Origin of the sequence: Hominiventricola filiformis (genome assembly GCF_020686965.1) — a bacterium.
GTDB classification, from domain to species: Bacteria; Bacillota; Clostridia; order Lachnospirales; family Lachnospiraceae; genus Hominiventricola; species Hominiventricola filiformis.
Map to the genome: position 1 here is coordinate 1 of NZ_JAJEPS010000004.1, position 26,556 is coordinate 26,556.

Below are 26,556 nucleotides of genomic sequence, written 5' to 3' on the forward strand. Positions count from 1 at the left end.
ACTACCAATCTCTGGGCCTGGCTGCATAGGAAATGATATCTTTGAGATAAATGTGTCAACCAATATTGACAATATCAATACTTTTCCGGTGATGAAATTTCTGGCATAGCAGATACTCTCATAGGGATTTTCGCTGATTCTGTACTGCTGCTTCCGTAAAATAACATTTCCTTTTACCTCACCGGTCACCCTCGCCAGAAATCTTCCATTTCCGGACATAAAAGTCAGCTCTATATTCCGTTCTGCACAGGCTCCCATCAGCGCCGGACTGGCTCCCGTATATCCAAATGTTACAATTCCTTGAAGATTATGTAATGGAATCCGCCCTATTTCTTCCTGCTTATCAGAAATTACAACATTTTCGCCGTCCAGGGACAGATACCGATTCTTGCCCGTTACATACAAAGTGTTTAACAGACGTTTCATCAGTCACCATCCTTTTCTTTTATTTTTTGATCAATGTACCGGGATACGGAAAGATTTTTATTCAGTACCGGCATACAGATATCTTTCAGCGAGCAGGCGTTACAGCTTTTGCTCCATTTTACTTTTGGCGTATAACGCTGCTCAAAATATTTATGCATTTCCTGAAAACCGGAACTGACCTTTTCTCTTAAAAGAGGGGTAAATTCGATCTTTTCCCGATGCTTGATCTCCCCATAAAATAAATAACCACAGGGAATCTCACAACACAACATTTCTTCCAGGCAGATTGCCTGAGCCGTCAGCTGTAATGCATCAATGTCCGTTTCTTTTGGTTTTCCTCGTTTATATTCGACCGGAATTACTTCATAAAAGCCATCTCTTCCTGCCAGCGAAATTCCCTGCTCTGACCTGTGGAATTCCACAATATCACATTCTCCGCTGATGCCAAGTTCTCTGGAATGTACCGGCATTGCTCTGGAAATAATCAGGTCACCCCTTTTTTCTTTCAGGGACACATCATGTGCTTTTTCATGAAGCAGTTTTCCTTCTACTGTCCGCACATTTTCCTGCCACTGCAGTTCGATATAAGCAAGTGCCCACTGCCTTCTGCAAAAGGCAAAATGTTGAATTCCTGATAACTGAAGAAAATCTTCTTCGTTATACAAAATCAAATACCTCCGGTTCCATGCAGCCCTCCAGATTCCATGTGATATGATAATCTGTAAAATCTTTCGGTCTGCTCACAGGATCAATATGAAAAGCCCGCTGAATTCTTCCGCTGGAAATCGCAGGTGTCTTTTCTTCATGCTGCCACCAGTACATCTGACACACTTCCATACTGCCATCAGGTCTTGCGGAAGATGCATCATTTTCAAAAAGTGTTTTTAAGGCTTCTTTCAGGATTTCCGCATCTTCCTGCGTAAAACCGGTTTTCTCTGCAAGCTGTACATTAACACTTCCCATCACCTTATATACTGCATATCCGATTCGATGCTTTGTTCCCATCGTATCAGAAGCTTTACTTTCTTTTCCAGCTTCACTGTTTACGCTTTTTGTAATTTGCATACTGATAATATCAACCGGAGACAGACTTACCGCCTGGTGAATAGATACAGGTCCTCTTACTCCAAAGGAAACATCCTCTCCTTTAAATGCAAACACCTGTCCAAAACTCCGCACATCCAGCCATTCCTCACACGCAATTTTTGCACAGAGATCTCTGTCAGCTTTTTTCTTTTTCGCAATTTCCACTTTCAGTTTTTCGCAGCTGTCTGCTCTCTCCTTCAAGCTGCTGCATCCATCATCGGAACGGTCATCGGATTGTACAAATACTCTCTGCCCCAGATCCTGAAAACGGTTTCTGATCTTTCTCTTAATACAAACATCCGAAATCTCCCCATATCCATCCATGTTCATACGAGGACGGTTTCCATTTAACGGGTCCCCGTTTGGATTTGCATTTAATACACTGATAAATAATGTAAAATCAATTTTTCCTTTTAATGCACTCATAAGTTTGCCTCCTTATTCTTCCTCTTTTTTGTAAGTTTTCAGATCATAAGACTGGCTGTGGAAACCAAGCAGATAGAGTCCATCCAGCTTTGTATTATCGCAAAAACTTTCCGACGTAAACTGCTGGCAGATTTCATCAATCAAGTTTTCATAGTATCGTCTTTCCACTGCCTTCAGCTTATTCAAATATGGCTGCAGATTTTCCTCAATAATTTTCCATGTATCATACGGTCTCTGTGCAAACGTGCTCATATATCGTTTGGCATTCGTCACTCTCCCGGCATCCCGATCCATGTCATATGTCCGGTATTCAATCCGGTCAGCCACTGCCAGCAGTCTTCCATATAAATAATTTCTATCCTTACACTCTTTCTCCAATGCCAACTTCCATTCCTCCTTACTTGTTTCATATCTATACTTCTTCACTAATGAGCAGGCAAGCATCAATACCCGCTCCCAGTTAAATCGTTCTTTATAGGACTGGGGATTGCTCGCTCTATTTACTGCTGTCACCACCAGATCATAGGGAAGTTTTCTTCCATTCCAGATGCATGGAAGAAGACGTTTGCTCAACTCACCATACAGTTTCTTTCCATTTTTATCATTAATAGTCAGAAATCCTCCTGCATCCGATCCGTACAGTATATCCGCAATTTCTGTAATACCCGGAATTCCTTCATATCTCACAATCTTTTTATTTTTAAATTTTTGCTGCAGCCATCCTCCCTGCAGATGCCATTTTTCAATATTTTCCAGATATTTTCCGGTTTCCAGTACTTTATATTCTGCCAGTGCCAGCCGTCCTGTTGTTGCTGCATCAAATGCCATCAATACCATTCTGGAAGAATTCTCTATCTTTTTCCGATAGCCTTTTAAGGCACTGCAGAATTGAAAAGCGGTTATCATATTTCCATCCGACACGTTCTCTTTCTTTTCCTGCGCCAGATCTTCATCTGCCAGATCCTCTCCAAAATCATCATCAAACTCTTCTTCAAACTCTTCTTCCGATGTCTGGCTGCTTACAAGAATCTCCGTAGAGGCATCCCATCTCGGCATTGGTTGCAGATTCGATTCCCAGGTCACCATTGTCAGTGTGTCAAAACTGACTCCCTGTCTTCGAATGATCCATTTTAACGCATTATGAATTTTCTGTGAGGATTCTCCACCTATGGAAAATGCCTGCTCTTTCGTCAGAAAACGCCCCAGAAATGTAAAATTCGTTGTGTCATTGGAAGAAATCAGTTTTGCTCCGTCTCCTTCATTTCGAATTTTTTTAGGATGCAGATAAGACGGTACTTCCTGTTTTCCTGTCAAATAATCCAGATTTTTTTCTCCTTCCATTGTCTGATAGTATCTGATAAATGCATCCTGTAATGTCCTATCCAACCAGCAGTTTTCTTCTACAATATCCTTCGCAAATTTCTGACGGACTACGAACCTTACAAATGCTTTTTCCTGCGGAATATTTTGAATTTTAGCAGATGCATCCAAATTGCCATTTTCATCTAAAAGAAGCACTTTTGTTTCTGCAAGATCTTTCATCAGCGTATTTTTCTTTAAATATGCATAAACTGCATCGACTTTTTTATGCGTATAAGGAGATTCATGCCATTCTTTTAATGCATTCATATACAATGCATGGCATTCCTCAGCTCCCTTTGTTTTTTCTCCGGAATATCGTCCATAATCTCCTGCCAGATACTGTAGATTATCACACAGAGGATGCGGAGCTTTACCGGCCGTCCGGCTTCCTGATTTTTCTGTTATCGGAATGATGGTCTGTTTATCTTCATTTGCAACCGCCGACGCATCCAGAAACTTTCCGTCCTCATCAATCTCCACTTCAATCTGCGCTGTTACCGTTGTGTGAAAAGGAGGCAGCAATACATAAGGAACTTTCAGATCTTCTCCCTTTTTTCTGTAAACCCTGTAATTAACCTGTCCCACTTTATCAGCATTGATTTCATACAGATTCAGCAGTTCCTGTTCCCAGTTCAATCCGCCACCTCCTCTTCTGAAAATTCTGAAAGTCCGGAGCAATTATCATTACCAAAAGCCCGGACACTCATCTCTTTGACAAATCGTTTTTCCGGGCATTCTTCCGGTCTGATAAATTCAATGATCCCTCCCTGTTTCATAACAGGTCTCCAGAAATTGACCGTCATCTTATTTTTTTCCTGGTCCAGAATTGCCTCATCCGCATAAGTGATTCCATGGTACATAAATCCATAGGAAACTTCCCCAGGCATATCGTCATAATAGCCTGCTCCTTCGCCAAATACACAGGGTTCTGCAAATGCCTGGCACTCTCTGGTTCCAAGAAAAATATCTCTTCTGCCGCCACGCGCCACCATCCGTCTGGCAATATTATGGTGCTTGTGTTCATTGCGGTCTTCTTCCAATTCCGAATGATTAAGATTGAATTCAAAATGTGCCCGCACCTGATAACATACATCTTTCAGATAGGTATAATAAGCCAGCTCATTTCCCCCATTATAAGCAATTGGTCGAATTCCTTTCGTCTCCGTCTGAATTGGATTCATAACGCGAACCGCATCAATGATCCACATGATCGTTGGCTTCCAGTAAATGCTTTCCGTGATTCCTTTTAATGCTTCATAGGTTGGAATATGATAACTGCTCTTCTCTCCACCGACCCGGGTTACCGGATCGGAGAAGAGTGCATAATCACCATATACCTGATATTCTATGGTGTTTCTGTACTTTTCCATTGTCTCACCCCTCTCAGTTGTTATTAAAAATCAAGAAATCCCTGTGTTGGATTTTCCTGTACTCCTGTTTCCTGATTGTAATACATATCATTTAATACCAGTACCCCTGTATCTCCTACCTGATACAATGCATTTCTTAATTTTTCTTTCATGGTTGGACTGATACTTACCGTATACCTCTGTAATTTTCTTAATATTTGCTTTTGCTCTGCCAGTCCTTTTTTCCCTGTTTCAAGTTCAGCAATCAATGCCCGTGCTTCTTCATTATAAGGTGCCACCACAGACACTTTTCCATCCTCTGAGATCACCTCAAATTCTTTTCCGGCTGTCTGAAATGCCTGCCGGAGCAGAAATGCCGGTTGCTGACCATCGTGATGTCGCGCATACTGCCGAACTCCCGCTTCATTTTTTCCAAGCAATTCTACAAGAGAAGTTTCTGTCTGCGAACAGGGATACTGTGTGATCTGCGATCCCAATTTCTGATAATACAACCTGTAATATTGCTTTACTGCTGTTTTTGAATCCGGCGTATTCTGAAAATCATCTGGCTGATTGTGAAATTGCAACAGAAAGCTTTTGCAGGCATCCTGCGCAGCTGTCATTTCCTTCATTCGGCCGATCCGTTCCAGATCTGCTGCCATTTTTACGATGTACACAATGCCCATTTTTCGTTCTTTATGGCGGTTGCAGCGTCCTGCTGCCTGCACAATGCTGTCCAGTCCCGCCAGAGATCGAATCACACACCCAAAGGAAAAATCAATTCCCGCTTCTACTAACTGTGTACTGACACATATAACTGGCTTTTTCCTGTCATGTAATACACCCTTAATTTCTGTTAACATATCCTCTCTGTTTGCCGGACACATATTGGTGCTGAGATGGAACAATGCACACTCTTCAAGATCTTCCTGTTTCAAGGACTCATACAATTCCAGCGCCAGCTTCTTTGTATTTACAATTACCAGCACCTGCTTATAATTTCGGAAAGCCTCCCGCGTAAAATCTTTCAGATCATCCAGTAACATCCCACCTGGAACCAGATCTGTCTTATCTTCAATCCCTACTCTGCGAAATGCTTCTGCATAAGTTTCACTTCTATCTGCCATTTCTCTGCATTCCATCAGATTGTTCTGTGGAAGTGATGCCAGAGATGGCTGTGTCGCCGAACACAATACCACTGTCGTATTGCAGAACTCGGTCAGAAAATTCACTGCAAGATTGAACAGCTCCGTACACTTTGCGGGAATTGCCTGAACTTCATCAAACACAATAATGCTGTTACACAGACTGTACATTCTTCGAATACAACTTTTATCTCCGGAAAACAACGTATTCAACAATTGCACTGCTGTCGTTGCAATCAACGGACAATCCCAGTTATCTGTTAGGTTTTTGTAAATCACTTCCTGCACTGCATCTTCATTCACAATATTGCAGTGATGTTCCAGAATATAGCTCTCATTTCCAACTGCTTTCCGTATTTCATCCGCATTCTGCTCCAACACGGAATTATACGGTGAAATATAGAAAATGTGCTGCTTTTTCTCTTTGACCGCTCGATTTAACGCGAACCGAAGACTGCTCAGTGTCTTACCGGCACCTGTCGGAACCGTCAGACGGTAACGCCCTTTCCGTTCCTGAGAAGCTTCATAACAACGGTCAGAAATTTCTTCCCTATAACAATTCAGCGGACTATATGTTCCATGCTGTTTCATATCGTCCATGTAATTTCGATAATGTGTCAGCATACATTCCCATATCCGTAACGTTTCTTCTGCGGACATCCGTTCTGGCAGCATTTCTCCATTCATCATGCTCGCCGTATCACTCCAGTCACTGTCAATGAGTATCGACAATAGGAAACGCTCGTACATTCCAAGGTAGAACTCTTTATCAACACACGAACTTTGGGTATCGCCAACTACTTCCTTTACATGTTGGTAAATCTTTTGCCAGTCCCGATTTGCCTGAACCAGCAGATCATGCAGTTCCTTTTTATCAACAATCTGGAAATATCGGTTCTTTATTTCCTCATAATCTGTTTCTTTTACTCTCCGCTTTTCTGCAAGCCCTGCTCCGGATTCCATATCGATACAGTCCTGCAGACCATGATGCGCATAGATTGCCGTTCCTATCAGAGAAGATATTGATCTGAATTTGCTCATGTCCTCTATAAGCAGTCCCCCTGCAGATGAATGATCAATCTGATGGCGAATTGCATATTCTCCATGTTCCAGAATGTCGTTCATATAGTCCTGGAACTCCTGTCGTGTTTTGCCCATATCATGGATCAAAGCCGTCACCTGAGCAATATACCGAAATAATTCCAGCGGACAATTCTTCTCCGCCAGATAACGAACATTTTCAAGATGTTCTTTTAAACTCTGAATTTCCTTTGTTTCAGAATTTACATGCCCGATGTATTTTTCTTCCATATAGCATTCACCTTTGTTAACTTTTATTCAATATTCAGTTTTTTCTTTTCGTTTTTTGTGCTATATATACAATCATAGCATGGATTTTTTTATAAAACAATCATATTTCACGCATCTCCTTTGTAATTTTAAATTTTTGAAATGGAAAAAGGGAGCGAATGCCCCAGAGAAAATAATTGACAAATTATAATTTAATACGTTAGAATAAATTTCGGTGAAGTTATTCTAAATTATTATAATTTGAATTACTTTCAAAAACCTTCGGATTGCCAGATCTGAAGGTTTTTTCTTTTTCCACAATTTAACTATAATACTGCTATATTTTTCTGTCAATGCTGATTTAAATTTCTTTTATAATTTAATCAAACAATCACACAAATTATTTTTTAATACAATATTACTTGTAATTGTTCTGCGTATATGCTAAATTACAAACGTCAGGTAATCTTGCCTGTGAATTGAAAAGTGTGTTTGTTTATGAATTTATGAAAAAGACTGCTTTCACAAGCAGCCTTTTTTCATTCATAATCCAAATTCTAAATATAGCTTTTGTCGATATTCTTTATTCGAAACCGCCTTCACCAAATCGTTCATTCTATTCATTTTCAGCAATTGTCTATTCAACGAATTAAGTCTTTCTTCTCCCCTCTCCAAACTACTCTTTATCTGCGTATTATAATCCCTCACCGCTTTTTCTCTTGCTTCATACGCCAAGCGTTTTCGCTCATCTGCACTCATCTTCTTCAGGAGTTCGTATGCTTCATCGATATATTCATCTTTTTCTGCCATCTTCTCAAAATCCTCCCTGCATTTTCCATTTAGAAATCGTGTCCATTTTAAAAGTCCATTTTCATTCTGTTCTTCTGGCGGTAGTTTTTTTAATTCCAGAATATGTAATTCCAGCAAATCCGTATATTCGCTGTTTTTCTCGTCTCTCAATGTGATCTTTCTGTAAAAATCATAATCGTTTTCAAAATGAATAAAATCAAGAAAGCTCACATGAATACATTTTTTCAGTTTATCGTAAGTATCTCCTTTCTCGATCTGACCGGTAAACATTCTACACAGATAAAATAGAATCCGATTAGTCCAGTAGTCATATTTCGCCACCTGCATTTCCATTCCTACCTGAGTTCCATTTTCCAATTTGATCAGTACATCCAGGATTCCCAGTTTTCCATCCGGATATTCTTCTGTTGTACTGGTTGGCAAAAGCTTTGTTCCAGCAATTTCTTCTGGACTTATTCCAAGCAATGCTGAAATAATACCTTTTCGTACTTTTGAATTCTGCATCAGTTCTTTAAAACAGAAATCAGAAGTAGGAAGCATGATGAAATCATCCTTTTTCTGTATAACCGTGTTTTCTGACATAAATGCCCCTTTCTTCTTACGAGAACTGAAGGAAAGAAATTTTCAGGCATTCCATGTCCTCTGCCTTCTATCCCGGAAGTGAACTCTTTCTTCCCGCCGTCTCCATATTCCATTGTGTTCATTGTCGGGAAATTTGCTCGATCTGAGCTCCGAGAATGAGATTTGACACGTTATTAAGATACGTGCACCGAAAGCATGATCACTTCCAGTGCACTTTTAGAATAGCATATAGTTTTGCAAAATACAACATTAAATAGATGATACTGGAATAATTTTACTCTTCCCCATCCATCGCCATATATGCATTGGCGATTCGTCTGTAGTCGAATTCTTTTTTAATCTGCTGCACGGTGAAATCATCACCATCCATGATACATTCGTAGATATACCTACCCTCATCATCAATCGTGTCATCTTTCACAACCGCACCGACTACATAATGTTTCTCTTCAAAATCAAATTCATCGACAACCGCCATCTCCACATCGGAACCATCTTTTGCTGTTACATGAAATGTCACATATTCTTCCATCATTTCTTCCATTGTTTTACACTCCTTTATTCCGTAGTCATTTACCCGAGGTATGCTTTCAGAAGTTCAAATGTATTTTTCACCCCATCCACATGACTTCTTTCATATCCATGGGAAGCATAGACGCCTGCACCGATCAGACCATGACGCACATCATATCCTGCAGTGAGCGCCACATCTGCATCAGAGCCATAATGAGGATACACATCTACGGCAAAATCAATATTATTTTCTTTTGCAGCTTTGATAAGACCGCTTACTACATCATAATGATATGGACCATGACTGTCTTTTGCACAGATGGATACCTGTGTTTCATCGCAGGCAAGTCCTTCTCCGACACATCCCATATCAACAGAAATGACTTCTGTAACCCCTTCTGGGATGGATGCTGCTCCACCATGTCCTACTTCTTCAAAGACTGTAATATGTTGGTAAATCATTCTCTCTGGTGTCACATTCTCTTCTTTCAAATATTTTGCATATCCCAGCAGAATTCCTACACTCAATTTATCATCCAGAAAACGGCTCTTAATATATCCGGACTTTGTCACTGTTGTTCTTGGATCAAAGCACACAAAATCACCGGTCATAATACCCAGCTTTTCTGTATCTTTTTTTGTTTTTACATTTTCATCCAGGATAACTTCAACAGAATCATAACTTCTCTTTATACCATCATATTCATCGTTTACATGGATCGATGCATTGATCAGCTGTAAAGTACCTTCATAATTTCCGTTAAAACGGGTGATAACTTTACAGTTTTCTGCTTCCGCATTGTTTGCATTCATTCCGCCGACAGCGGTCACTCGAAGTCTTCCATTGCTCTTAATCTCTGCCACCATTGCGCCAAGAGTATCAATATGTGCTTCCAGCTGCACTGCATTTTCTTTGTCTCTGCCGCCAATTGCAACAAGGATTCCGCCTTTTACCGTAAGCTGTGGTTCGTAACCAAGTTTTTTATATTCCTCCATCACATAGTCTGCCACTTCCCGTGTGTAACCGGAAGGACTGTCAATTGCAAGAATCTTTCTGGTCTCTTCCACCATATAGTCTACATAGTCTTTACTCATTCATTTACTCCTTTTTCAATCGTTCCCGACACGCTTTCCAGTTTGGATAAACCTGGTCAAGAATTCCGTAGAAATGCACATTATGTCCGCGTTCCAGAAGATGCGTCAGTTCGTGGACAACCACATATTCAATACATTCTTCCGGGTAAGCACCCAGCCACAGACTGATAGAAATATTTCCGTTTTTTGTATTACAGCTTCCCCACTGGGATTTTGTTTTACGAATAGTCACCTTGTTGCTGCAGACGCCGAGAATCGGCTCCCATTTTCGAAACATACCGGGAAGCAGTTCCAGAAGCCGGTCGCGGTAAGCAGGTGCCATTTTTTCTTTTTCCAGTTCTTTCCGAAATTTTTCCTCGTCGGTCGGAACTGGCTGTTGTTTTAATTTACGTTCATAATTATCCAGCCAATGCCGGATATGCGGAGTCTCCAGAGCCAGCAGTCCTGCCTTATAGGTCGCACTGTATGGAATAGACATGAGAATCACATGAGGATTGTCTCTCTTGATTCGCACATTTGTATTTTTTACATTTTTCTTCGTAATCTGAACGGTGTACTGTTTCCAGATAAAGCTTTTCATGACAACACTGTATCTCCGTTTGTTTTCATAAATTCTCTTACCCTGCCATCTGTCAGCTTTGCCTCGGAAGCACCGACAAACAATGTACTGTAAGAACCTGCTGCGCAGGCATATCTGCAAGCGTCCTCCATGGAATCCCCTTCCAGAATTCGGTAGATAAATGCAGCGGACATACAATCTCCTGCCCCGGTAGTATCCACCGGACGTACCGGAATTGCCGGAATCCACCCTGAAAAATGTTTATCTGAACAATAGCAGCCTTCAGAACCACATTTAATAATGACATGATCACTTCCCAGATTTCGAAATACACGCGCTGCCTCCTCCGCGGTCTCTGTTCCTGTCATATTCAGAACATCATAGAGGCTTGGAAGGAAGTAATCAATTTCCGGAAGAAACGGTTCTATTCCTGCAAGGCCCAGTCCCTGCTTATCTGCCGCCAGATCTGCAAACACACGAATGTTCTGGTGATGGGCTGTCTGAAGATATGGCAGCAATCCGTTCCACTCCAGTTCCGGCATGGAGAAAAGACTGGCCAGTGAAATTGCCCTGCAGTCTTCGGGAAGCACTTTCGGTAAATCTTCCGCACACAACGTGCTGTGCGCTCCCTGCACGGAAAAAATATGTCGTTCCCCTTCAGGGTTAATCAGCACCATGGCCGTTCCTGTCCGTATGCCTTCTTTCGATCGTACAAAAGAAACATCTACATTTCTTTCCTGTAATGCTGCTCTCAACATCTGGCCGGTGCTGTCATCTCCTGTGCATGCACATAATGCCGTATCCACCCGAAAATCCGCCAGATGAATACTCTGGTTTACGGCATCTCCGCCCGGAAGAATCCGAATATCGGAAATCCTCTGTTTTTCTTTCCAGTTTACAGAGTCTTCTATCGGTGTAGCTGCAATATCCATCACCGCAGAACCAATGCATAGCACTTTCATGTCATCAGGCTCCCTTCTGCTGCGTTTTCTTCTGCTCCTCCTGCCGTCTTTCTTCTTCTGCAGCCGCCTTTGTATTCATAATCAGCATCTGCAGCCGATTCTCAATATTGGCAAAGCTCACATCCGGATCATAGTCCAGCGGCAGAATCTGGACATTCGGATACAACTCCTTCAAGCGTTTGGAAATACCTCGTCCTACCACATGATTCGGCAGACATCCAAAGGGCTGCAGGATAATAAATGCCTTACATCCATGTGCAGCATGATGAAGAATTTCCCCCGGAATGAGTACACCCTCTCCCGCGTCAAAGGTGTGATGAATGATCGGATCACTCTCCTTTACCAGATCCTGCATTCTGCATGCTTTCTCATAGAGCGGATGAGCCAATGCAATCTCATCGGTCATATCATGTGCCATATTGAATACTTTATCTACAATCGCAAACCAGGCTTTCTTATCCAGTGGTTTCTTCAGATGATATTCCCGAATCTGAGATCCCTGGTAAAAATATGTCTTGCGGATAACATCCGTCATCTTTGCTTCGATAATTTCAAATCCATTCTGTTCCAGATATTTTTCGATGTCATGGTTTGCTCCTGGATGGAAATTCAGAAGATACTCACCTACAATCAGCACACCAGGCTTCGGCACACTGCGGTCATACTCTACTTCTTTCATGATTTCGATTGCCTTCCGGAATCCCTTTTTTGCTCCCGGAACACCGGATCTCATCATTCCGTAGATTACCTGATCCATAGCACGCTCAAATGCCGCATCCGCACTTCCGTTTATTCTTTCATAAGGACGGATTTTTCTGAGCAGTTCCTCCAGTGCATCAATCATGGGCAGGGCAAATGCTATGCGCACTGCTGATAGCATATTCATCTTAAAGCCCGGATGCATATGGTGAACATCCACATCATCGTTGGTGAGCACCGGAACATCTTCATAACCGGCATCGTCCAGTGCCTTTCTGAGCAGCGCACCATAATGTGTAAGACGGCAATCCCCTACATATTTTCCCATACCCACTGCTACTTGCTGTCCATCATATTTTCCGCTTCTCAACGCTGCCAGTGCTTCGCCGATAACAATCTGTGCCGGGAAACAGATATCATTATGAACATACTGTTTTCCCAGACGGATGGCATCTTCTCTTCCCACTTCCAATGGTACTGCACGGATACCCTGTCCGGAAAGAGCAGCAGACATAACACGGCAAAATGCATGAGAGGTATTCGGTACCAGTACGATTCGTTCTTTTCTGCACTTTTTTGTAAATTTCACTGGGTACGGATCAGAAAGAGCATGTATTTCCCGATGCATATGAAGTTCCCGGCTCATCTCTACTGTCTCTATAAAGGATCTCACACGAATCTTCAGAGGTCCCTGCACATCACTTTCATCCAGCTTCAGAATCAGCGGCGTCTTTCCTGAGATTTCCTTCATCATACGGATAATCTCATCGGAAAGATATGCGTCATGACCACATCCGAAACTTACAATCTGTACATATTCCAGATGCTCACTTTCTGCCGCAAGCACTGCGGAAGAAAGCATTCTGGCATGATAATTATTCACGATATCCAGTCTGCTGTTGCTCAGATCCACCTCCGTCACACCCGGAACAGAATCTGCCGTCAGCACTGGAATTCCCATACTGGTAAACATTTTCGGCAGATCATGGTTCACCAGCGCATCATTCTGATAAGGTCTGGATGCAAGAACCACTGCATAACGACCTTCTGACCTCACCTGTTGCATCACTTTTTCCCCGGCATCTTTCAGCTGTCTTTCAAATGATGCCTGTGCCTGGTCAGCCGCCTCTATGGCTTTTTTTGTGATATCCGGTGAAATATCAAACGTATCTTTCATATAAGCGGTGAGCTGCCGGTTCCGGTCTTCCGTCCGATACCAGTGAAATAACGGAGCATCAAAGGGAATATGAAAACGTTTTTCCGGATTATCAGAATTGCGGATGACAATCGGATATCCCTTGACGATCGCACACATAGATTCACTGGTGCTGGCTGTATTTTCCGAAGATACGGTTGTAATCGTCGGCATAAAGATGCGGTCTACATGATGCTCTGTCAGATTCCTGATATGGCCATGTACCAGTTTTGCCGGAAAGCATACCGTATCGGAAGTCACTGCTGACAGTCCGCTTTCATAGATTTTTCTGGTACTCTTGTCTGAGATCTGCACCTGATAGCCAAGTGAACGGAAGAAGGTGGTCCAGAACGGCATGGTCTCCCAGTAAGACAATACTCTCGGAATTCCAATAACCGTTTCTTTTTCCGGCAAGAGCTTTGGATAAGGATACTCTTCAAACAACAGTTTTTCCCGCAGATCAAAAAGGTCCGGAACGGCATCCTTTTCTTTCCGTACTTCTTTCAATTTTTCACGTACTTTTGCATCCTTCGGATCACCGAGAATCTCGCCACGCTCACAGCGGTTATTGGTAATCCAGGAATTTCCGTTGGAAAATTTCACAATCGTTCTGCGGCAGTGGTTCGTACAGAACGGGCACGGCAGATTTGCTTCCCTGCTGTATGAAAACTCATCCAGTGCATCCAGTCCGATAAAGGATGCTTTCTTCTTTCCTGTCTCAAACTGTTCTTTTGTAATCAAAGCCACACCGATGGCTCCCATGATACCCGGATATGGTGCACGGATAACTTCACGCCCCAGATACTGTTCCAGTGCGCAGAGTACGGCATCATTTTCAAACGTACCGCCCTGCACCACAATACGGTCTCCCAGAGAGTCTACATTGGAAATACGGATGACTTTGGTAAATACATTTTCAATGATAGAACGACACAGTCCCGCCATAATATCTTCCGGAAGCTTTCCGTTCCGCTGCTCGGTAATAATACTGCTGTTCATAAATACTGTGCAGCGGCTGCCAAGGGCTGCCGGATGCTCAGATGAAAATGCGGCAGAAGCAATTTCCTGCATGGGAATATGCAGATTTGCCGCAAAATTTCCAAGGAACGAGCCACATCCGGAAGAACAGGCCTCATTGACCAGAATGTTGGTGATAATGCCATGATCCAGCCAGATTGCTTTCATATCCTGTCCTCCGATATCCAGAAGAAATGTGGCATCTTTAACATATTTTTCCGCTGCTCTTGCATGCGCAACCGTCTCTACAGTATGGCATTCCGTATCAAATGCCTTTGCAAACAGCATTTCTCCATATCCTGTAGTTCCTGCTGCCAGAATCTGCAGATCTGCTCCGACCTGTCTGTAACGTTCCCGCATATCTATGAGTGCCGTCTTCGCCACTGTCAGCGGATCTCCTTCATTGGGAGCATAAAATGATCCCAGAATCTCCTCTCTTTCATCTATCAGTGCAAATTTTGTCGTCGTACTGCCGGAATCAATACCAAGGTAAGCTCTTACTGTCTCTCCTTTTTCCGGCAGCTTCCATTCCGGAGGATGATGAGAATGCCTCTTTTCAAATGCAAGCTTCTCTTTTTCAGAAGCAAAGAACGGTTTTGCACTGTCTGAAATCTCCCCTTGCTCACTCTGTTCTTCCAGAAGCAGCTGTTTCATCAGTTTTGGAATCTCACGTGCTTCTCCCTCATCTGTAAACAGTTCTTCCAGCGAAAGGGCTGCACCATATGCCACCATCAGTTCCGGATGTTCCGGAATCAGAGTCTCCTCTTCTTTCAATCCCAGACGTTCCGCAAAAACACGGATCAGCGTCGGGTTAAAGGTCAATGGACCACCTTCAAAAATGACCGGTTTTTCAATGTCCAGTCCCTGTGCAAGACCTCCAATCGTTTGCTTTGCAATAGCATGAAATGCAGAAAGTGCCAGATCTTCCCTGGCAATTCCCTGATTTAGAAGCGGCTGAATATCTGTTTTTGCATAAACACCGCATCGTCCGGATATATCATACACACAGGTCCCCTTTGCAGCCAGTGCATTAAATTCCTCCACCGGCACCTGAAGAATAGATGCAATTTCATCAATAAATGCCCCGGTTCCTCCGGCGCAGCTTCCATTCATTCTCATATCGGTAACATTTAGAAGCCCTGTGTTCTCATCTTCTTTAAAAAAAATCATTTTTGCATCCTGTCCGCCCAGCTCAATGGCCGTTCTGACATGATGATACTGCTCTCTTAATGCCATGGAATTGGCAACCACTTCCTGAATAAACGGTACATGCAGTCTCTCTGAGAGAAGTTTTGCTCCGGAACCCGTGAGCACCAGTCTGATTTTTGTATGTGGGAAGGCTTTTTCCAGTCGTCTCAGGGCATCATATACGCTGTGTACCTGAGCTGCCTGATGCCTTCTATAATCCGAGTAAACAACTTTTCCGTTCTCCGGATTGATCGCAGCTATTTTGGTTGTAGTAGAACCGACGTCAATGCCGGTCAACAATATTTCCTTCACTCTTTTGTACCTCATCTAAACAATCCAATAAGGCGGGTCTTTGGAATAATGGAATTCCTCCGACCCGCCTCGCGGATGGTCACTGTCCTACCAGACAGTCTATCTCAAAAACTTTTCGGTCTCCTTCAGACGCGTCAATGCACGGGCCAAAGCTGCCTGTGTCGTATGATACTCCTGAATACTCTGCTTCTGACGAAGACGCTCCTGCGCACGCTCCAATGCCTCTTTTGCACGGTTGACATCCACTTCTTCCGGACGCTCCACCGTATCGGCAAGGACGGTAACACGGTTGTTAGCAGCCATGCAAAACCCTTTTCCAAGGACTGCATAGGACCATTCTCCGCCTTCTTCCTTCTGCATACGCATTTCGCCGTTCTGTACGGCAATAATGGTTTCTTCATGATGTGCCATAATTGCCTGCTCACCATCTACTGCCGGGATAATCAAGCAATGGCAGAAACCTTCATAAAAAATTCGGTTACTGGATATGATTTTCACATAAAATTTCGACATGATCCATCACCTCTATACGGAAGCCGTCATGGTCTTGGCCTTAGCGACTACCTCCTCAATCGTTCCTACGTTGAAGAACGCTGCCTCCGGGTACTCATCCATCTCACCGTTAATAATAGCCTGGAAACCTTTGATGGTATCTTTCAGCGGTACATATTTACCGGGAATACCGGTAAAGTTCTCAGCTACATGGAACGGCTGAGACAGGAAACGCTGAATCTTTCTTGCACGGGCAACCGTCAGCTTATCTTCCTCAGACAATTCCTCCATACCAAGGATGGCGATAATATCCTGCAGCTCTTTATATTTCTGCAGCATTTCCTGTACACGTCTTGCAGTTTCGTAATGCTCCTCTCCGACTACATCTGCTTCCAGAATACGGGAAGTGGACTCCAGCGGATCAACTGCCGGGTAAATACCCTGTTCTACGATCTTTCTGGAAAGTACAGTGGTTGCATCCAGATGTGCGAAGGTCGTTGCCGGAGCCGGGTCGGTTAAGTCATCGGCCGGCACATAAACAGCCTGTACAGAAGTAACTGAACCATTCTTCGTGGAAGCAATACGCTCCTGCAGTTCACCCATCTCAGTAGCCAGAGTCGGCTGATATCCTACTGCGGACGGCATACGTCCAAGCAGTGCAGATACCTCAGAACCAGCCTGTACGAAACGGAAAATGTTATCGATGAAGAGAAGCACGTTCTGATGCATCTCATCACGGAAATATTCAGCCATGGTCAGTCCTGTCTCTGCAACACGCATACGTGCTCCAGGTGGCTCGTTCATCTGACCAAATACCAGTGCAGTCTTGTTCAATACTCCGGATGCCTTCATCTCACTCCACAGGTCATTACCCTCACGGGAACGCTCTCCGACACCGGTGAAGATAGAATATCCGCCGTGTTCGGTAGCAATATTTCTGATCAGTTCCTGAATAAGGACGGTCTTACCAACTCCTGCACCGCCGAACAGACCGATCTTACCGCCTTTTGCATAAGGTGCCAGAAGATCAATGACCTTAATACCGGTCTCAAGAATCTCTACAACCGGGCTCTGATCTTCAAATGAAGGCGGATCCTGATGGATACACCATTTTTCTGAATCTGTAATCTCTCCCTCTCCGTCTACGGTCTGACCGAGAACGTTGAAGAGACGGCCAAGGGTCTTCTCTCCGACTGGAACAGTAATTCCCTGTCCGGTCTGGACAACTTCCATATCACGGCAGAGTCCTTCACTGGCAGACAGCATAATGCATCGAACCACATTGTGTCCCATATGCTTTGCTACCTCCATCACGCACTCTTTTCCGTGATTATCAACTTTCAAAGCGTCCTTTATATGAGGGAGATTGCCCTTCTCGAACAGCACGTCGATAACCGGGCCTGAAACCTGTATGATTTTACCTTTTTCCATCACACATGCATCTCCTTTTATGTTGTCTTTTTCTTCTGGGCTCTGGCACCGCTGCATACCTCAGTGATTTCCTGTGTAATGGCAGCCTGCCTTGCCCTGTTGTACATGATGCCTAAATCGTGGAGAAGTTCATCCGCATTATTAGTTGCAGATTCCATTGCCTGCATACGGGCATTCTGCTCGCTGCAGAATGACTCAACCAGCGCACAATAGATAAAACCCGTAATATAGTTCGGTACAATACTGTCTGCAACAGATTTGTCATCCGGAACAGTACGAAATTCCTCCTGCCGAACATCAATCGGAATCTTCGGCATAGGCGGTCTCTGCAGCGGAAGCATACGACGAACCTCAGCATTACTCGTCATGCTGTTTTCCATACGGGTGAAGATAACATCTATCTCATCCAGCTCACCTGAAAGAAATTTTCCAAGCAGGATCTCAGCAATCCAACGGGCACGGCTGAATGTGGGATTCTGAGCAGTATACTGGAAATTTTCCTGAATCGGAATATGCTGTCCCATAAAATACTGACGCCCCAGCTCTCCAACTACAAAAAGCTCAATCTCATTCTCCTGATCGTCCAGATATTCCTGTGCCAGTTTGAGCACATTATGGTTATATGCTCCGGCAAGACCCTTATCTCCCGTTACAACCAAAAGACCGATCTTTTTCTTATCTGTATTCTCCATCTTTGCATCTTCCGAAGCCTCATCTTCGAAATAGATATGGCTGACATCCGGAAGATGCCGCAGCAAACGTGCCATCATAGACTGCAGCGTATAGAAATACGGTTCCGTGTTCTCCAGATCCTGCTTTGCTTTTCTCATCTTGGTGGATGAAATCATGTACATGGCATTGGTGATTTTTCTCGTATCCTGGATACTTTTGATCCGGTTCTGGATCTCGCGCAGTCCTGCCATACTACTTCACCACCTGACTCTTGTATTCCTTTACTGCATCTACAATCTTACTGATCAGTGTATCACTCAGACTGTGAAGTTCTTCGATCTCTTCACCGATCTGCGGATGTTTCTGATCAATCCATGCAAGCATTTCTTTCTGGAACTTCTTCAGTTCTTTTACAGGGACATCCAGGAACAGTTTATGCGTTGCTGCACACAGAGTAATTACCTGCTCATGCAGAGACAGCGGAGATCCCAGCGGCTGTTTTAAAAGTTCCATCATTCGCTTACCATATTCCAGCTGTTCCTTCGTAATCGCATCCAGATCAGAACTGAACTGGGTAAATACTTCCATCTCACGATACTGAGCCAGATCCACACGAATACTTCCGGCAACCTTCTTCATTGCTTTTGTCTGTGCTGCACCACCTACACGGGATACTGACAGACCGACATTGACTGCCGGGCGCATACCTGCGTTGAAAAGATCACTCTCCAGGAAAATCTGACCATCTGTAATGGAAATAACATTGGTCGGAATATATGCTGATACATCACCTGCCTGAGTCTCAATGATCGGCAGTGCGGTAATGGAGCCGCCGCCCAGCTTGTCGCTCAAACGGCTGGAACGCTCCAGCAGACGGGAATGCAGATAGAATACATCACCCGGGTATGCCTCTCGTCCTGGAGAACGCTCCAGCAAAAGGGACAATGCACGATATGCTACTGCATGCTTGGAAAGGTCGTCATATACAATCAGGACATCCTGTCCTCTGTGCATAAAGAATTCTGCCAGTGCGGTTCCTGAATACGGAGCCAGATACTGCAGAGGAGCCGGATCACTTGCTGTAGAAGATAATACAATCGTGTAGTCCATAGCACCGTGTTTTTCAAAATTATGCACCAGCTTGGATACGGTAGATGCTTTCTGACCAATTGCAACATAAATACAGATCACATTCTTACCCTTCTGATTCAGAATGGTGTCTGTAGCAATGGAAGTCTTACCTGTCTGACGGTCACCAATGATCAGCTCACGCTGTCCGCGTCCAATAGGGAACATAGAGTCAATAGACAGAATACCTGTCTCAAGCGGTGTATCGACAGACTGACGGTCAATAATGCCTGGTGCCGGTTCTTCAACTGCACGGTAATCGGTAGTCTCGATTTTTCCTTTTCCATCGATCGGTTCACCAAGAGCATTTACTACTCGGCCAATATAGCCATCGCCTACCGGGATACCTGCCATCTTACCAGTACGTGCTGCACGGCTTCCTTCCTCAATCTCGGTATCTTTTCCAAGAAGGATGCAGCCAATCTCGTGCTCACGAATATCCTGTACCATGGCTTTCTCACCATTGTCAAATACAAGGATTTCTCCATACATGGCATGATCAACACCGTCAATATATGCAATACCATCACCTACGCGGCTAACTACACCAACTTCCTGGCTTGCAATATCCACATCGTTCATGCTGCCTTTTAAGATGCTGATAATTGCCTTCTGCGCAACGAGCGGACCATCACCGGACACATCTAACAACTGCAATTTTTCCTGCAGTGCTTTCTTACGTCCGGAAGCACTCCAGTCGAATTCCTCATTTCCGGCATGAAGAATAAAACCACTTCCAAGCGCTTTATTCTGTTTTCTGGAAATATTCAGGACCCTGTCCGGGTACTGATGTTTTAAAAATTTGATAATACCTTCATACTGAGCATCATCCGGTTCAGAAACATATTCCAGGACGCAGGAAAGAGGTGTTCTCTCTTCCTCTGACATCTCCATATATGCCTTTAAAATATCCTGTAAAGAACCAAGAGCACCATCCTCCACCAGGGAAAGGAGGAATTCTCTGGACTCTGTCGGGAAAATTTCCTGAATAATATCCTCCCGTTTCATACGGGTGGTTGCCGGATTTTCCAGCTCAGTCTGAATCTGCGGAACTGCTTTCAGAATATCTACGGCATGCTGCAGGACTTCCGGCCGCATCCGTACTGCTGTAAGCCGATCCAGATAGGAACTAAGATTCTTCATGAGTTGTCTCACCTGCTTTTGTCAAAAATTGGTCATAAAGAGCTTCGTCACTGTTCTGGGACTGCATAGATTTTACTGCTGCCTCAAGGATCAGACCACGGATTTCCTGCTCTGCTTTATTCATTACTTTTTCTTTCTGAAGAGCTGCTTCTTTCTTGGAAGATTCAACAATCTGTCCTGCCTTCTTATGCGCATCTGCTACAATCTGATCGAATTCCACACGCGCATCTGCCTGTGCAGCTGCCATAATTTTAGCCTTTTCACTCTCGATCTGTGCCTGATACTGTGCACTTTTCGTTTTTTCTTCCTGTGCTTCCTGCTTCAGTTGTTCTGCCTCAGCATAACGCGCCTTGATCGCATCCTCACGCTTTGTGATAATGTCATTGATCGGCTTAAACAGAAATTTACGAATGATCACATACCAGATCAACAGATTGACAATGGTAAAGACCAGATTTAAGTCTAATCTTAACATTTACAAAATCCGCCTTTCTTTACTGTAACAGAATGATGATCAGCAGTGCGATAACGAAACCGTAAATAGCGGTTGCCTCTGCAAGTGCTGCACCCAGAAGAAGAATCTTCGTGATTTTACCCTCAGCTTCCGGCTGTCTTGCAACAGCTTCTGCTGCTTTGGAAGTAGCAATACCAATACCAATACCTGCTCCAATACCTGCCAGTACGGCGATACCTGCTCCGATAGCAATTAATGTAGACATAAAAATAATCTCCTTTTCTTTTCCTTCGTTTTACTCAATAGCTTCTTTAATAAACAGTCCCGTCAGGAAAACAAACACGTAGGCCTGAATCAGTCCGTCAAACACATCAAAATATGCGCTGAAAATGACCGGAAGACCGACGGGGAGGATACACTCAATCAGTTTCATAATAACGAATGCACCCAATACGTTACCAAACAGTCGCATACACAGAGAAAGCGGTTTTACAAACACTTCCAGTATATTAATTGGGGTAACGATCGCAATTGGCTGTGTAAAGCTTTTCAGCCATCCGCGGAAACCTTTTTTGTGAATACCTGCATACTCAATGAGGAAAATACTCATCAGAGCAAGTCCTGCAGTCACATTCAGGTCTTTGGTAGGCGGTTTGAATCCAAGCATACCGATCAGGTTTGCGACACCAAGGTAAATCAGTATCGAAGTAAGATATGATGCATACCCCTTCTCTTCTTCACCGATAATTCCCTCGCCGATTCCCTGAAGCCAGGTCACGATGTACTCCAGCATCAACTGACCTCTACCGGGATTCTCAACCTTCAGATTTCTGGTCAACAGAATTGCTGCCAGCAGAAATACCGCCATGATAATCCATGTTACAACAACTGATTCAGAGATACCGATACCGCCTATGGTAAAGACGTTTTCACACTGCAACTCTTCCAACAGCTTTGGCCCTAAATTACCCATAACTGCACTTCCTTTCTAAAGAATTCTTATTTTGCCGAGGCTGTTTTTTCCTATTAAAAGAAAACCTTGCCTCAAAGCTCAGAACCTATTATAATACGAAAGAAACGAAATGTATAATCGTTTTTTTTTACTATTACCATAGATTATATGAATATCTTAACAAGATTTTCACGCAGAAAACGGGGTAAACGGAATGGACATCAGCTTTGATTATTATAAAATATTTTATGAGGTGGCTAACGCGAAAAATATTTCCCTGGCGGCACAACATCTGTGTCTGACACAGCCGACGGTCACAAAATATATCCAGAATCTGGAACAGGAACTGCAGTGCAAGCTGTTCCTCCGTTCTCGAAAAGGTGTTACTCTCACTGCCGAAGGCCAGATGCTTCTCCGACAGGTAAGCCGTGCTGTTCAGCAAATGGACCGTGCCGGTGGCATGCTTCAGGAATTCGTCAACTGTCAGAGCGGCAAGATCAATATCGGTGCCAGCGAACTGACCATGCGTTACTATCTTCTTCCCTACCTGGAACAGTTCCGCCAGCAGTTTCCTAATGTCAATATGCAGATTCACTCCTTCTCCACACCAGGCTCCGTATCTGCACTGAATGCCGGAACCGTCGACTTCACCGTCTCCATTACGCCCATTGAAGGAGTCGATCATTTTCATGTAACACGGGTCTCTGATTTTCAGGATATCGTCATTGCAGGAAATCATTATACATTTTTACAGGGACGGACAATGACTTTAAAAGAATTGAGTACCTATCCTCTCGTCTGTATGGAAAAAGGCACTACCACCCGAAAATTCTGGGACAGTATCTTCAAAGACCATGGCTGCGAACTTCGCCCGAATATTGAGGTAAACTCCAATGACCTGGTCGCTCCAACCGTTCTTCATAACCTTGGTATCGGCTTTGTGCCCTACAAGTTTGCCCGTTCCTATCTGATGAACTACGGACTTATCCAGCTGGATCTGGATATTCCTGTTCCTAGACGCGGTATCTGTATCGTCCAGAATCCCCAGCATCCTCTGTCTCCTGCCGCCAAAGCACTTCTCGATATGCTGATGAATCATTCTTCTGATACAATCTCTACCTATTCAGAAAATGAAGGCAACACACTTGCCTTTTAAGAACATATGTACAAAACATTTGTTTGCTTTTTTTGCCTGTACATGCTATAATACAAAAAACGAATGTTCGACTAGCAGGAGGAACTTTTATGAGTTACGGAAAGATCACACCAAAACAACAGGAGATTCTGGATTTTATCAAATCTGAGATATTGAATAAGGGTTATCCGCCTGCAGTCAGGGATATCTGTGAAGCTGTCCATCTAAAATCCACCTCCTCAGTGCATTCTCATCTGGAGACACTGGAAAAAAATGGTTATATCAGAAGAGACCCCACCAAGCCTCGTGCTATTGAGATTATGGATGATCAGTTTAACCTGACCCGCCGCGAGATGGTCAATGTTCCTATGATTGGTACCGTTGCCGCAGGACAGCCAATTCTGGCGCAGGAACATATTGAAGGCTACTTCCCCATCCCGGCAGAATACATGCCTAATACAGACTGCTTTATGCTGAAAGTAAAGGGCGAAAGTATGGTGAATGCCGGTATTTTCAGCGGCGACTATATTATGGTTCGTCAGCAGAGTAATGCGGAGAACGGAGATATGGTAGTGGCGCTGGTAGAGGACTCTGCTACTGTCAAGACCTTTTATAAAGAAGACGGTCATATCCGCCTTCAGCCGGAAAATGATTCCATGGATCCGATCATTCTGGATGATGTACAGATTCTTGGTAAAGTATTCGGCGTGTTCCGCATGTTCAATTAAGTTCATAAAAAGCAAAAGCGCTTTCTGATGAATCAGATCATCAGAAAGCGCTCTTTTTGTATTAGTTCATATTTTTCTGAATTTTATCGCCCAGTCCGCGGATGCCTACACTGTATCCATAGATTGGGTGTTTTAATTGAGTGTTCTTCTCATGCTTTTGCATTTCTATATAGGCGCTTTCTCCCTCTTCCAGACGCAGCACTGACAGACAGTCATAGTTCCGCCCTTCATCTCCATATACGATCTGAAAATCATTAGCCTGATAATAATAAAAGGCTCCTGATGCAAACTGTTCCGTATATTCCTCTCCGTAAAAAACTTCTGCAATGGTTGTTGCATTTTGCGGTAATTCCGTCCAACTGTCATCTGCTTCCCTATCGGTAAGCAGATTATAGATCTCTGCATAATAAATCTGGCAGGTGGATGCATTTACAAGAAAATAGTAATCAAATGTCTGTTCATCAGAAAAACGCAAATACCAGAGATTCATCATCTGCATCATATGGCTATCCGGGTCAGATTCACAAGTCAGGCTGTAATATTTCGCAAATCGAAGTTCATCCATCCAATCATAAAAAGCCGGTGCTTCCTTTGCTACCTCCTTTTTTCCTGCCTCCATAAGATAATTTTCATAGTTCCCGGGTTCCAGCCATGGAATATATCCGTTTGTGGATGCCAGCGCTACCTGATCGACAATCTGGGCAATCAATGTACTGTTCTGCCAGTTTTTTTGATCAGAATAGTTGGATAGCAGCATCAGATTTCCACCATTTCCAATCGAATTCAGGAGTTTCACCTGATCGGCCAGCTGATCGGAACTCTGTTCCAGGAAAGAAAAACTGTCACGATTCACCACGGACACCGTATTCAGGTTTGTCTGATCCAGCATCCGGCTAAAATATCTCGGACCGATGATGGTCCCAACTGCAAGGCCGATCACTCCGCACAGACAGATAAAGAATCGGCGGTTAATCTTCCTTATCATAAATCTCCTCCCCTTCCGGAAAATGAATGGCAATCACTGTTCCTTTTCCCTGACGACTGAATATTTTCCATCTTGCATGATGAAGTCCGATGATCCGGCTGCAAAGCGTCATACCAAGTCCTGCTCCGCCCTCTTTTCTGGCTCTTGACTTGTCTATCATATAAAAAGCTTCTGTAATTCTGGTTACTTCGTCCGGTGCCATGCCACAGCCGTTATCGCAGATACACAAAAAATATCCGTTTCTGCGGCATTTTCCAAGAATCCGAATCTCTCCATTCTCCGGCAGTGCCTTTCTTGCATTATCAAGAAGATTTACAAACAGAGAGAGCAGAAGATCTTTTTCCCCGAAAATCAGTCCGTCATCGCAGACCCTCTCTGCAGAAATATTCCGTTCCTTTCGTTTTTCTTCCGTAAGTATCTGCGCTTCCTCTAAAAGCTTGCGGACAGAAAAATAATGGTACTGGTATTGCTGATGTTCTGCTACAATCAGTTCCAACAATTTAAATGACAGACTTTCCAGGCGTTTTCCCTGCTGGAAAATATAGTTGGCTGCGTCCATGGTTTCTTCCCTGGTGCAGTCAATCGAACGGATCATATCCGCATACCCGATAATCGAAGTAAGCGGTGTCTTCAGTTCATGGGCAAAAGATGCAGTAAAATCTTCCTGCCGCTTCGCCTGCATAGTCAGCTCCTCGATCTTATCCGATAATGATACTGCCATCCGATTAAAATCTGCCGAAAGTTCTGCAACCTCATCGCTCCCGGAAACCGCCGCTCTGGCAGACAGATCCCCTTCTGTAAATCTGCGTGCCGTCTGTGACAGACTCGTTACTGAACGGGTCAGCATATGGCTGATAAAAAATACCAGAAGCGTCACCATCACCGTCATGCCCATCATAACTGCCGTATACCAGTCATAGTAGCTTTCCCGCTCCTGATAAATATCTGAAATATTTGTCAGACTTTCCAACAGGTAAGTCTTTCCTCCCACAGTAGACCTGCAGGCATAGAGAAGCCATGTGGTATCTCCTGCCCGTTTTACCAGATAACTGCAGGGCTGCTCCTGACTTAGTACACTTAAAGGTTCCGTTCCGTCAATCTTACAGCTGTTTCTTTCATAGAGCAGGTCCTTGCTGCTGTTGTAGATGCGGTAGACATTACCGGAATCAGAAAGATTCTGTGTTACCGTTACTGCGATCACCTGTACCATGTTATCGGACAGGGTCTCCGGATTCATACTACTCAGGCTGGTTTCAAAGGCCAGCTGGTACATTCGGTTATCCCATTCTCCATCCTTCAGTGCTTTCTGATAGGACTGTTGAAAGGTCATCTGGATCATCCAGGTGCCAAAGAGGCCAAAAGCCAATAAAAATAATACAGTAAAGGAAAAATAGATTTTCCAGAAAAATTTCATATTCTG

The 26,556-nt window shown here is 43.7% G+C and carries 23 protein-coding genes; 2 read left to right on the top strand and 21 right to left on the bottom strand.

Annotated elements, in window-relative coordinates; translation table 11 throughout:
• The 19 genes from cas1 to LKD36_RS05535 form a co-directional block, all read right to left on the bottom strand.
• A partial coding sequence (gene cas1 / locus LKD36_RS05445) for a CRISPR-associated endonuclease Cas1 (protein WP_308458998.1) occupies positions 1–426 on the bottom strand: 426 nt, incomplete at its 3' end.
• Complete coding sequence (cas4, locus tag LKD36_RS05450) at positions 426–1,094, bottom strand: CRISPR-associated protein Cas4 (RefSeq protein ID WP_308459122.1); 669 nt, start codon at positions 1,092–1,094, stop codon at positions 426–428. The genes cas1 and cas4, both read right to left, overlap by 1 nt.
• Positions 1,084–1,938, bottom strand: a complete 855-nt coding sequence (gene cas7c, locus LKD36_RS05455) for a type I-C CRISPR-associated protein Cas7/Csd2 (protein WP_308458999.1) — start codon at positions 1,936–1,938, stop codon at positions 1,084–1,086. The genes cas4 and cas7c overlap by 11 nt, the downstream gene beginning before the upstream one ends.
• 12 nt (positions 1,939–1,950) lie before the next feature.
• Positions 1,951–3,936 (bottom strand): type I-C CRISPR-associated protein Cas8c/Csd1, encoded by a 1,986-nt coding sequence (cas8c, locus tag LKD36_RS05460; protein ID WP_308459000.1) that lies wholly within the window; start codon positions 3,934–3,936, stop codon positions 1,951–1,953.
• Complete coding sequence (gene cas5c / locus LKD36_RS05465; protein ID WP_308459001.1) at positions 3,933–4,670, bottom strand: type I-C CRISPR-associated protein Cas5c; 738 nt, start codon at positions 4,668–4,670, stop codon at positions 3,933–3,935. The genes cas8c and cas5c overlap by 4 nt, the downstream gene beginning before the upstream one ends.
• A gap of 23 nt (positions 4,671–4,693) precedes the next feature.
• A complete protein-coding gene (cas3, locus tag LKD36_RS05470; RefSeq protein ID WP_308459002.1) occupies positions 4,694–7,105 on the bottom strand; it encodes a CRISPR-associated helicase Cas3' in 2,412 nt (803 codons plus the stop codon).
• A 522-nt stretch (positions 7,106–7,627) separates the two neighbouring features.
• Positions 7,628–8,476 (bottom strand): Rpn family recombination-promoting nuclease/putative transposase, encoded by an 849-nt coding sequence (locus tag LKD36_RS05475; RefSeq protein WP_308459003.1) that lies wholly within the window; start codon positions 8,474–8,476, stop codon positions 7,628–7,630.
• A 274-nt stretch (positions 8,477–8,750) separates the two neighbouring features.
• The gene (locus LKD36_RS05480; protein ID WP_118769576.1) at positions 8,751–9,020 is read right to left on the bottom strand and encodes a DUF1292 domain-containing protein; all 270 of its coding nucleotides are present in this window, start codon (positions 9,018–9,020) and stop codon (positions 8,751–8,753) included.
• Between the two features lie 29 nt (positions 9,021–9,049).
• Positions 9,050–10,084 carry a M42 family metallopeptidase gene (locus LKD36_RS05485; RefSeq protein WP_308459004.1) on the bottom strand — a complete coding sequence of 345 codons (1,035 nt, stop codon included), beginning with the start codon at positions 10,082–10,084 and terminating at the stop codon, positions 9,050–9,052.
• A 4-nt stretch (positions 10,085–10,088) separates the two neighbouring features.
• Positions 10,089–10,664: a M48 family metallopeptidase gene (locus tag LKD36_RS05490; protein ID WP_308459005.1), complete on the bottom strand. Its 576-nt coding sequence runs from the start codon at positions 10,662–10,664 to the stop codon at positions 10,089–10,091.
• Complete coding sequence (locus LKD36_RS05495) at positions 10,661–11,605, bottom strand: carbohydrate kinase family protein (RefSeq protein ID WP_308459006.1); 945 nt, start codon at positions 11,603–11,605, stop codon at positions 10,661–10,663. The genes LKD36_RS05490 and LKD36_RS05495 overlap by 4 nt, the downstream gene beginning before the upstream one ends.
• 4 nt (positions 11,606–11,609) lie before the next feature.
• Positions 11,610–16,016 carry an acyl-CoA dehydratase activase gene (locus tag LKD36_RS05500; protein WP_308459007.1) on the bottom strand — a complete coding sequence of 1,469 codons (4,407 nt, stop codon included), beginning with the start codon at positions 16,014–16,016 and terminating at the stop codon, positions 11,610–11,612.
• 99 nt (positions 16,017–16,115) lie between these two features.
• Complete coding sequence (gene atpC, locus LKD36_RS05505; protein ID WP_118769571.1) at positions 16,116–16,529, bottom strand: ATP synthase F1 subunit epsilon; 414 nt, start codon at positions 16,527–16,529, stop codon at positions 16,116–16,118.
• A gap of 12 nt (positions 16,530–16,541) precedes the next feature.
• Positions 16,542–17,939, bottom strand: a complete 1,398-nt coding sequence (gene atpD, locus LKD36_RS05510; RefSeq protein ID WP_118769653.1) for a F0F1 ATP synthase subunit beta — start codon at positions 17,937–17,939, stop codon at positions 16,542–16,544.
• Between the two features lie 17 nt (positions 17,940–17,956).
• Complete coding sequence (gene atpG, locus LKD36_RS05515) at positions 17,957–18,862, bottom strand: ATP synthase F1 subunit gamma (RefSeq protein ID WP_308459008.1); 906 nt, start codon at positions 18,860–18,862, stop codon at positions 17,957–17,959.
• A 1-nt stretch (position 18,863) separates the two neighbouring features.
• Positions 18,864–20,882, bottom strand: coding sequence for a F0F1 ATP synthase subunit alpha (gene atpA / locus LKD36_RS05520; protein ID WP_308459009.1), 2,019 nt, complete (start codon positions 20,880–20,882; stop codon positions 18,864–18,866).
• Complete coding sequence (locus LKD36_RS05525) at positions 20,869–21,357, bottom strand: ATP synthase F0 subunit B (protein ID WP_118769568.1); 489 nt, start codon at positions 21,355–21,357, stop codon at positions 20,869–20,871. The genes atpA and LKD36_RS05525 overlap by 14 nt, the downstream gene beginning before the upstream one ends.
• Positions 21,358–21,376: 19 nt before the next feature.
• The gene (gene atpE / locus LKD36_RS05530; RefSeq protein ID WP_118769567.1) at positions 21,377–21,601 is read right to left on the bottom strand and encodes an ATP synthase F0 subunit C; all 225 of its coding nucleotides are present in this window, start codon (positions 21,599–21,601) and stop codon (positions 21,377–21,379) included.
• 30 nt (positions 21,602–21,631) lie between these two features.
• Positions 21,632–22,309, bottom strand: coding sequence for a F0F1 ATP synthase subunit A (locus LKD36_RS05535; protein WP_118769566.1), 678 nt, complete (start codon positions 22,307–22,309; stop codon positions 21,632–21,634).
• A gap of 193 nt (positions 22,310–22,502) precedes the next feature.
• Between LKD36_RS05535 and LKD36_RS05540 the strand changes: the two genes are divergently transcribed.
• Both LKD36_RS05540 and lexA read left to right on the top strand, forming a co-directional pair.
• Positions 22,503–23,444, top strand: coding sequence for a LysR family transcriptional regulator (locus LKD36_RS05540; protein ID WP_308459010.1), 942 nt, complete (start codon positions 22,503–22,505; stop codon positions 23,442–23,444).
• An 89-nt stretch (positions 23,445–23,533) separates the two neighbouring features.
• On the top strand, positions 23,534–24,151 hold the full coding sequence (lexA, locus tag LKD36_RS05545; protein WP_118769564.1) for a transcriptional repressor LexA: 618 nt from the start codon (positions 23,534–23,536) through the stop codon (positions 24,149–24,151).
• Positions 24,152–24,212: 61 nt separating this feature from the next.
• On the opposite strand, the gene LKD36_RS05550 is transcribed toward lexA, so the two are convergent.
• Positions 24,213–25,136, bottom strand: a complete 924-nt coding sequence (locus LKD36_RS05550; RefSeq protein ID WP_308459011.1) for a hypothetical protein — start codon at positions 25,134–25,136, stop codon at positions 24,213–24,215.
• Positions 25,120–26,550, bottom strand: a complete 1,431-nt coding sequence (locus LKD36_RS05555) for a sensor histidine kinase (RefSeq protein WP_308459012.1) — start codon at positions 26,548–26,550, stop codon at positions 25,120–25,122. Before LKD36_RS05555 ends, LKD36_RS05550 begins: the two co-directional genes overlap by 17 nt.
• Positions 26,551–26,556: the final 6 nt, after the last annotated feature.

What these genes read in the sequence shown, in the direction of transcription:
- cas7c (WP_308458999.1), bottom strand. Translation starts at nt 1,938, where the DNA reads ATGAGTGCATTAAAAGGAAAAATTGATTTTACATTATTTATCAGTGTA.
- cas5c (WP_308459001.1), bottom strand. Translation starts at nt 4,670, where the DNA reads ATGGAAAAGTACAGAAACACCATAGAATATCAGGTATATGGTGATTAT.
- cas3 (WP_308459002.1), bottom strand. Translation starts at nt 7,105, where the DNA reads ATGGAAGAAAAATACATCGGGCATGTAAATTCTGAAACAAAGGAAATT.
- LKD36_RS05475 (WP_308459003.1), bottom strand. Translation starts at nt 8,476, where the DNA reads ATGTCAGAAAACACGGTTATACAGAAAAAGGATGATTTCATCATGCTT.
- LKD36_RS05480 (WP_118769576.1), bottom strand. Translation starts at nt 9,020, where the DNA reads ATGGAAGAAATGATGGAAGAATATGTGACATTTCATGTAACAGCAAAA.
- LKD36_RS05485 (WP_308459004.1), bottom strand. Translation starts at nt 10,084, where the DNA reads ATGAGTAAAGACTATGTAGACTATATGGTGGAAGAGACCAGAAAGATT.
- LKD36_RS05490 (WP_308459005.1), bottom strand. Translation starts at nt 10,664, where the DNA reads ATGAAAAGCTTTATCTGGAAACAGTACACCGTTCAGATTACGAAGAAA.
- LKD36_RS05495 (WP_308459006.1), bottom strand. Translation starts at nt 11,605, where the DNA reads ATGAAAGTGCTATGCATTGGTTCTGCGGTGATGGATATTGCAGCTACA.
- atpC (WP_118769571.1), bottom strand. Translation starts at nt 16,529, where the DNA reads ATGTCGAAATTTTATGTGAAAATCATATCCAGTAACCGAATTTTTTAT.
- atpD (WP_118769653.1), bottom strand. Translation starts at nt 17,939, where the DNA reads ATGGAAAAAGGTAAAATCATACAGGTTTCAGGCCCGGTTATCGACGTG.
- atpG (WP_308459008.1), bottom strand. Translation starts at nt 18,862, where the DNA reads ATGGCAGGACTGCGCGAGATCCAGAACCGGATCAAAAGTATCCAGGAT.
- atpA (WP_308459009.1), bottom strand. Translation starts at nt 20,882, where the DNA reads ATGAAGAATCTTAGTTCCTATCTGGATCGGCTTACAGCAGTACGGATG.
- LKD36_RS05525 (WP_118769568.1), bottom strand. Translation starts at nt 21,357, where the DNA reads ATGTTAAGATTAGACTTAAATCTGGTCTTTACCATTGTCAATCTGTTG.
- atpE (WP_118769567.1), bottom strand. Translation starts at nt 21,601, where the DNA reads ATGTCTACATTAATTGCTATCGGAGCAGGTATCGCCGTACTGGCAGGT.
- LKD36_RS05535 (WP_118769566.1), bottom strand. Translation starts at nt 22,309, where the DNA reads ATGGGTAATTTAGGGCCAAAGCTGTTGGAAGAGTTGCAGTGTGAAAAC.
- LKD36_RS05540 (WP_308459010.1), top strand. Translation starts at nt 22,503, where the DNA reads ATGGACATCAGCTTTGATTATTATAAAATATTTTATGAGGTGGCTAAC.
- lexA (WP_118769564.1), top strand. Translation starts at nt 23,534, where the DNA reads ATGAGTTACGGAAAGATCACACCAAAACAACAGGAGATTCTGGATTTT.
- LKD36_RS05550 (WP_308459011.1), bottom strand. Translation starts at nt 25,136, where the DNA reads ATGATAAGGAAGATTAACCGCCGATTCTTTATCTGTCTGTGCGGAGTG.
- LKD36_RS05555 (WP_308459012.1), bottom strand. Translation starts at nt 26,550, where the DNA reads ATGAAATTTTTCTGGAAAATCTATTTTTCCTTTACTGTATTATTTTTA.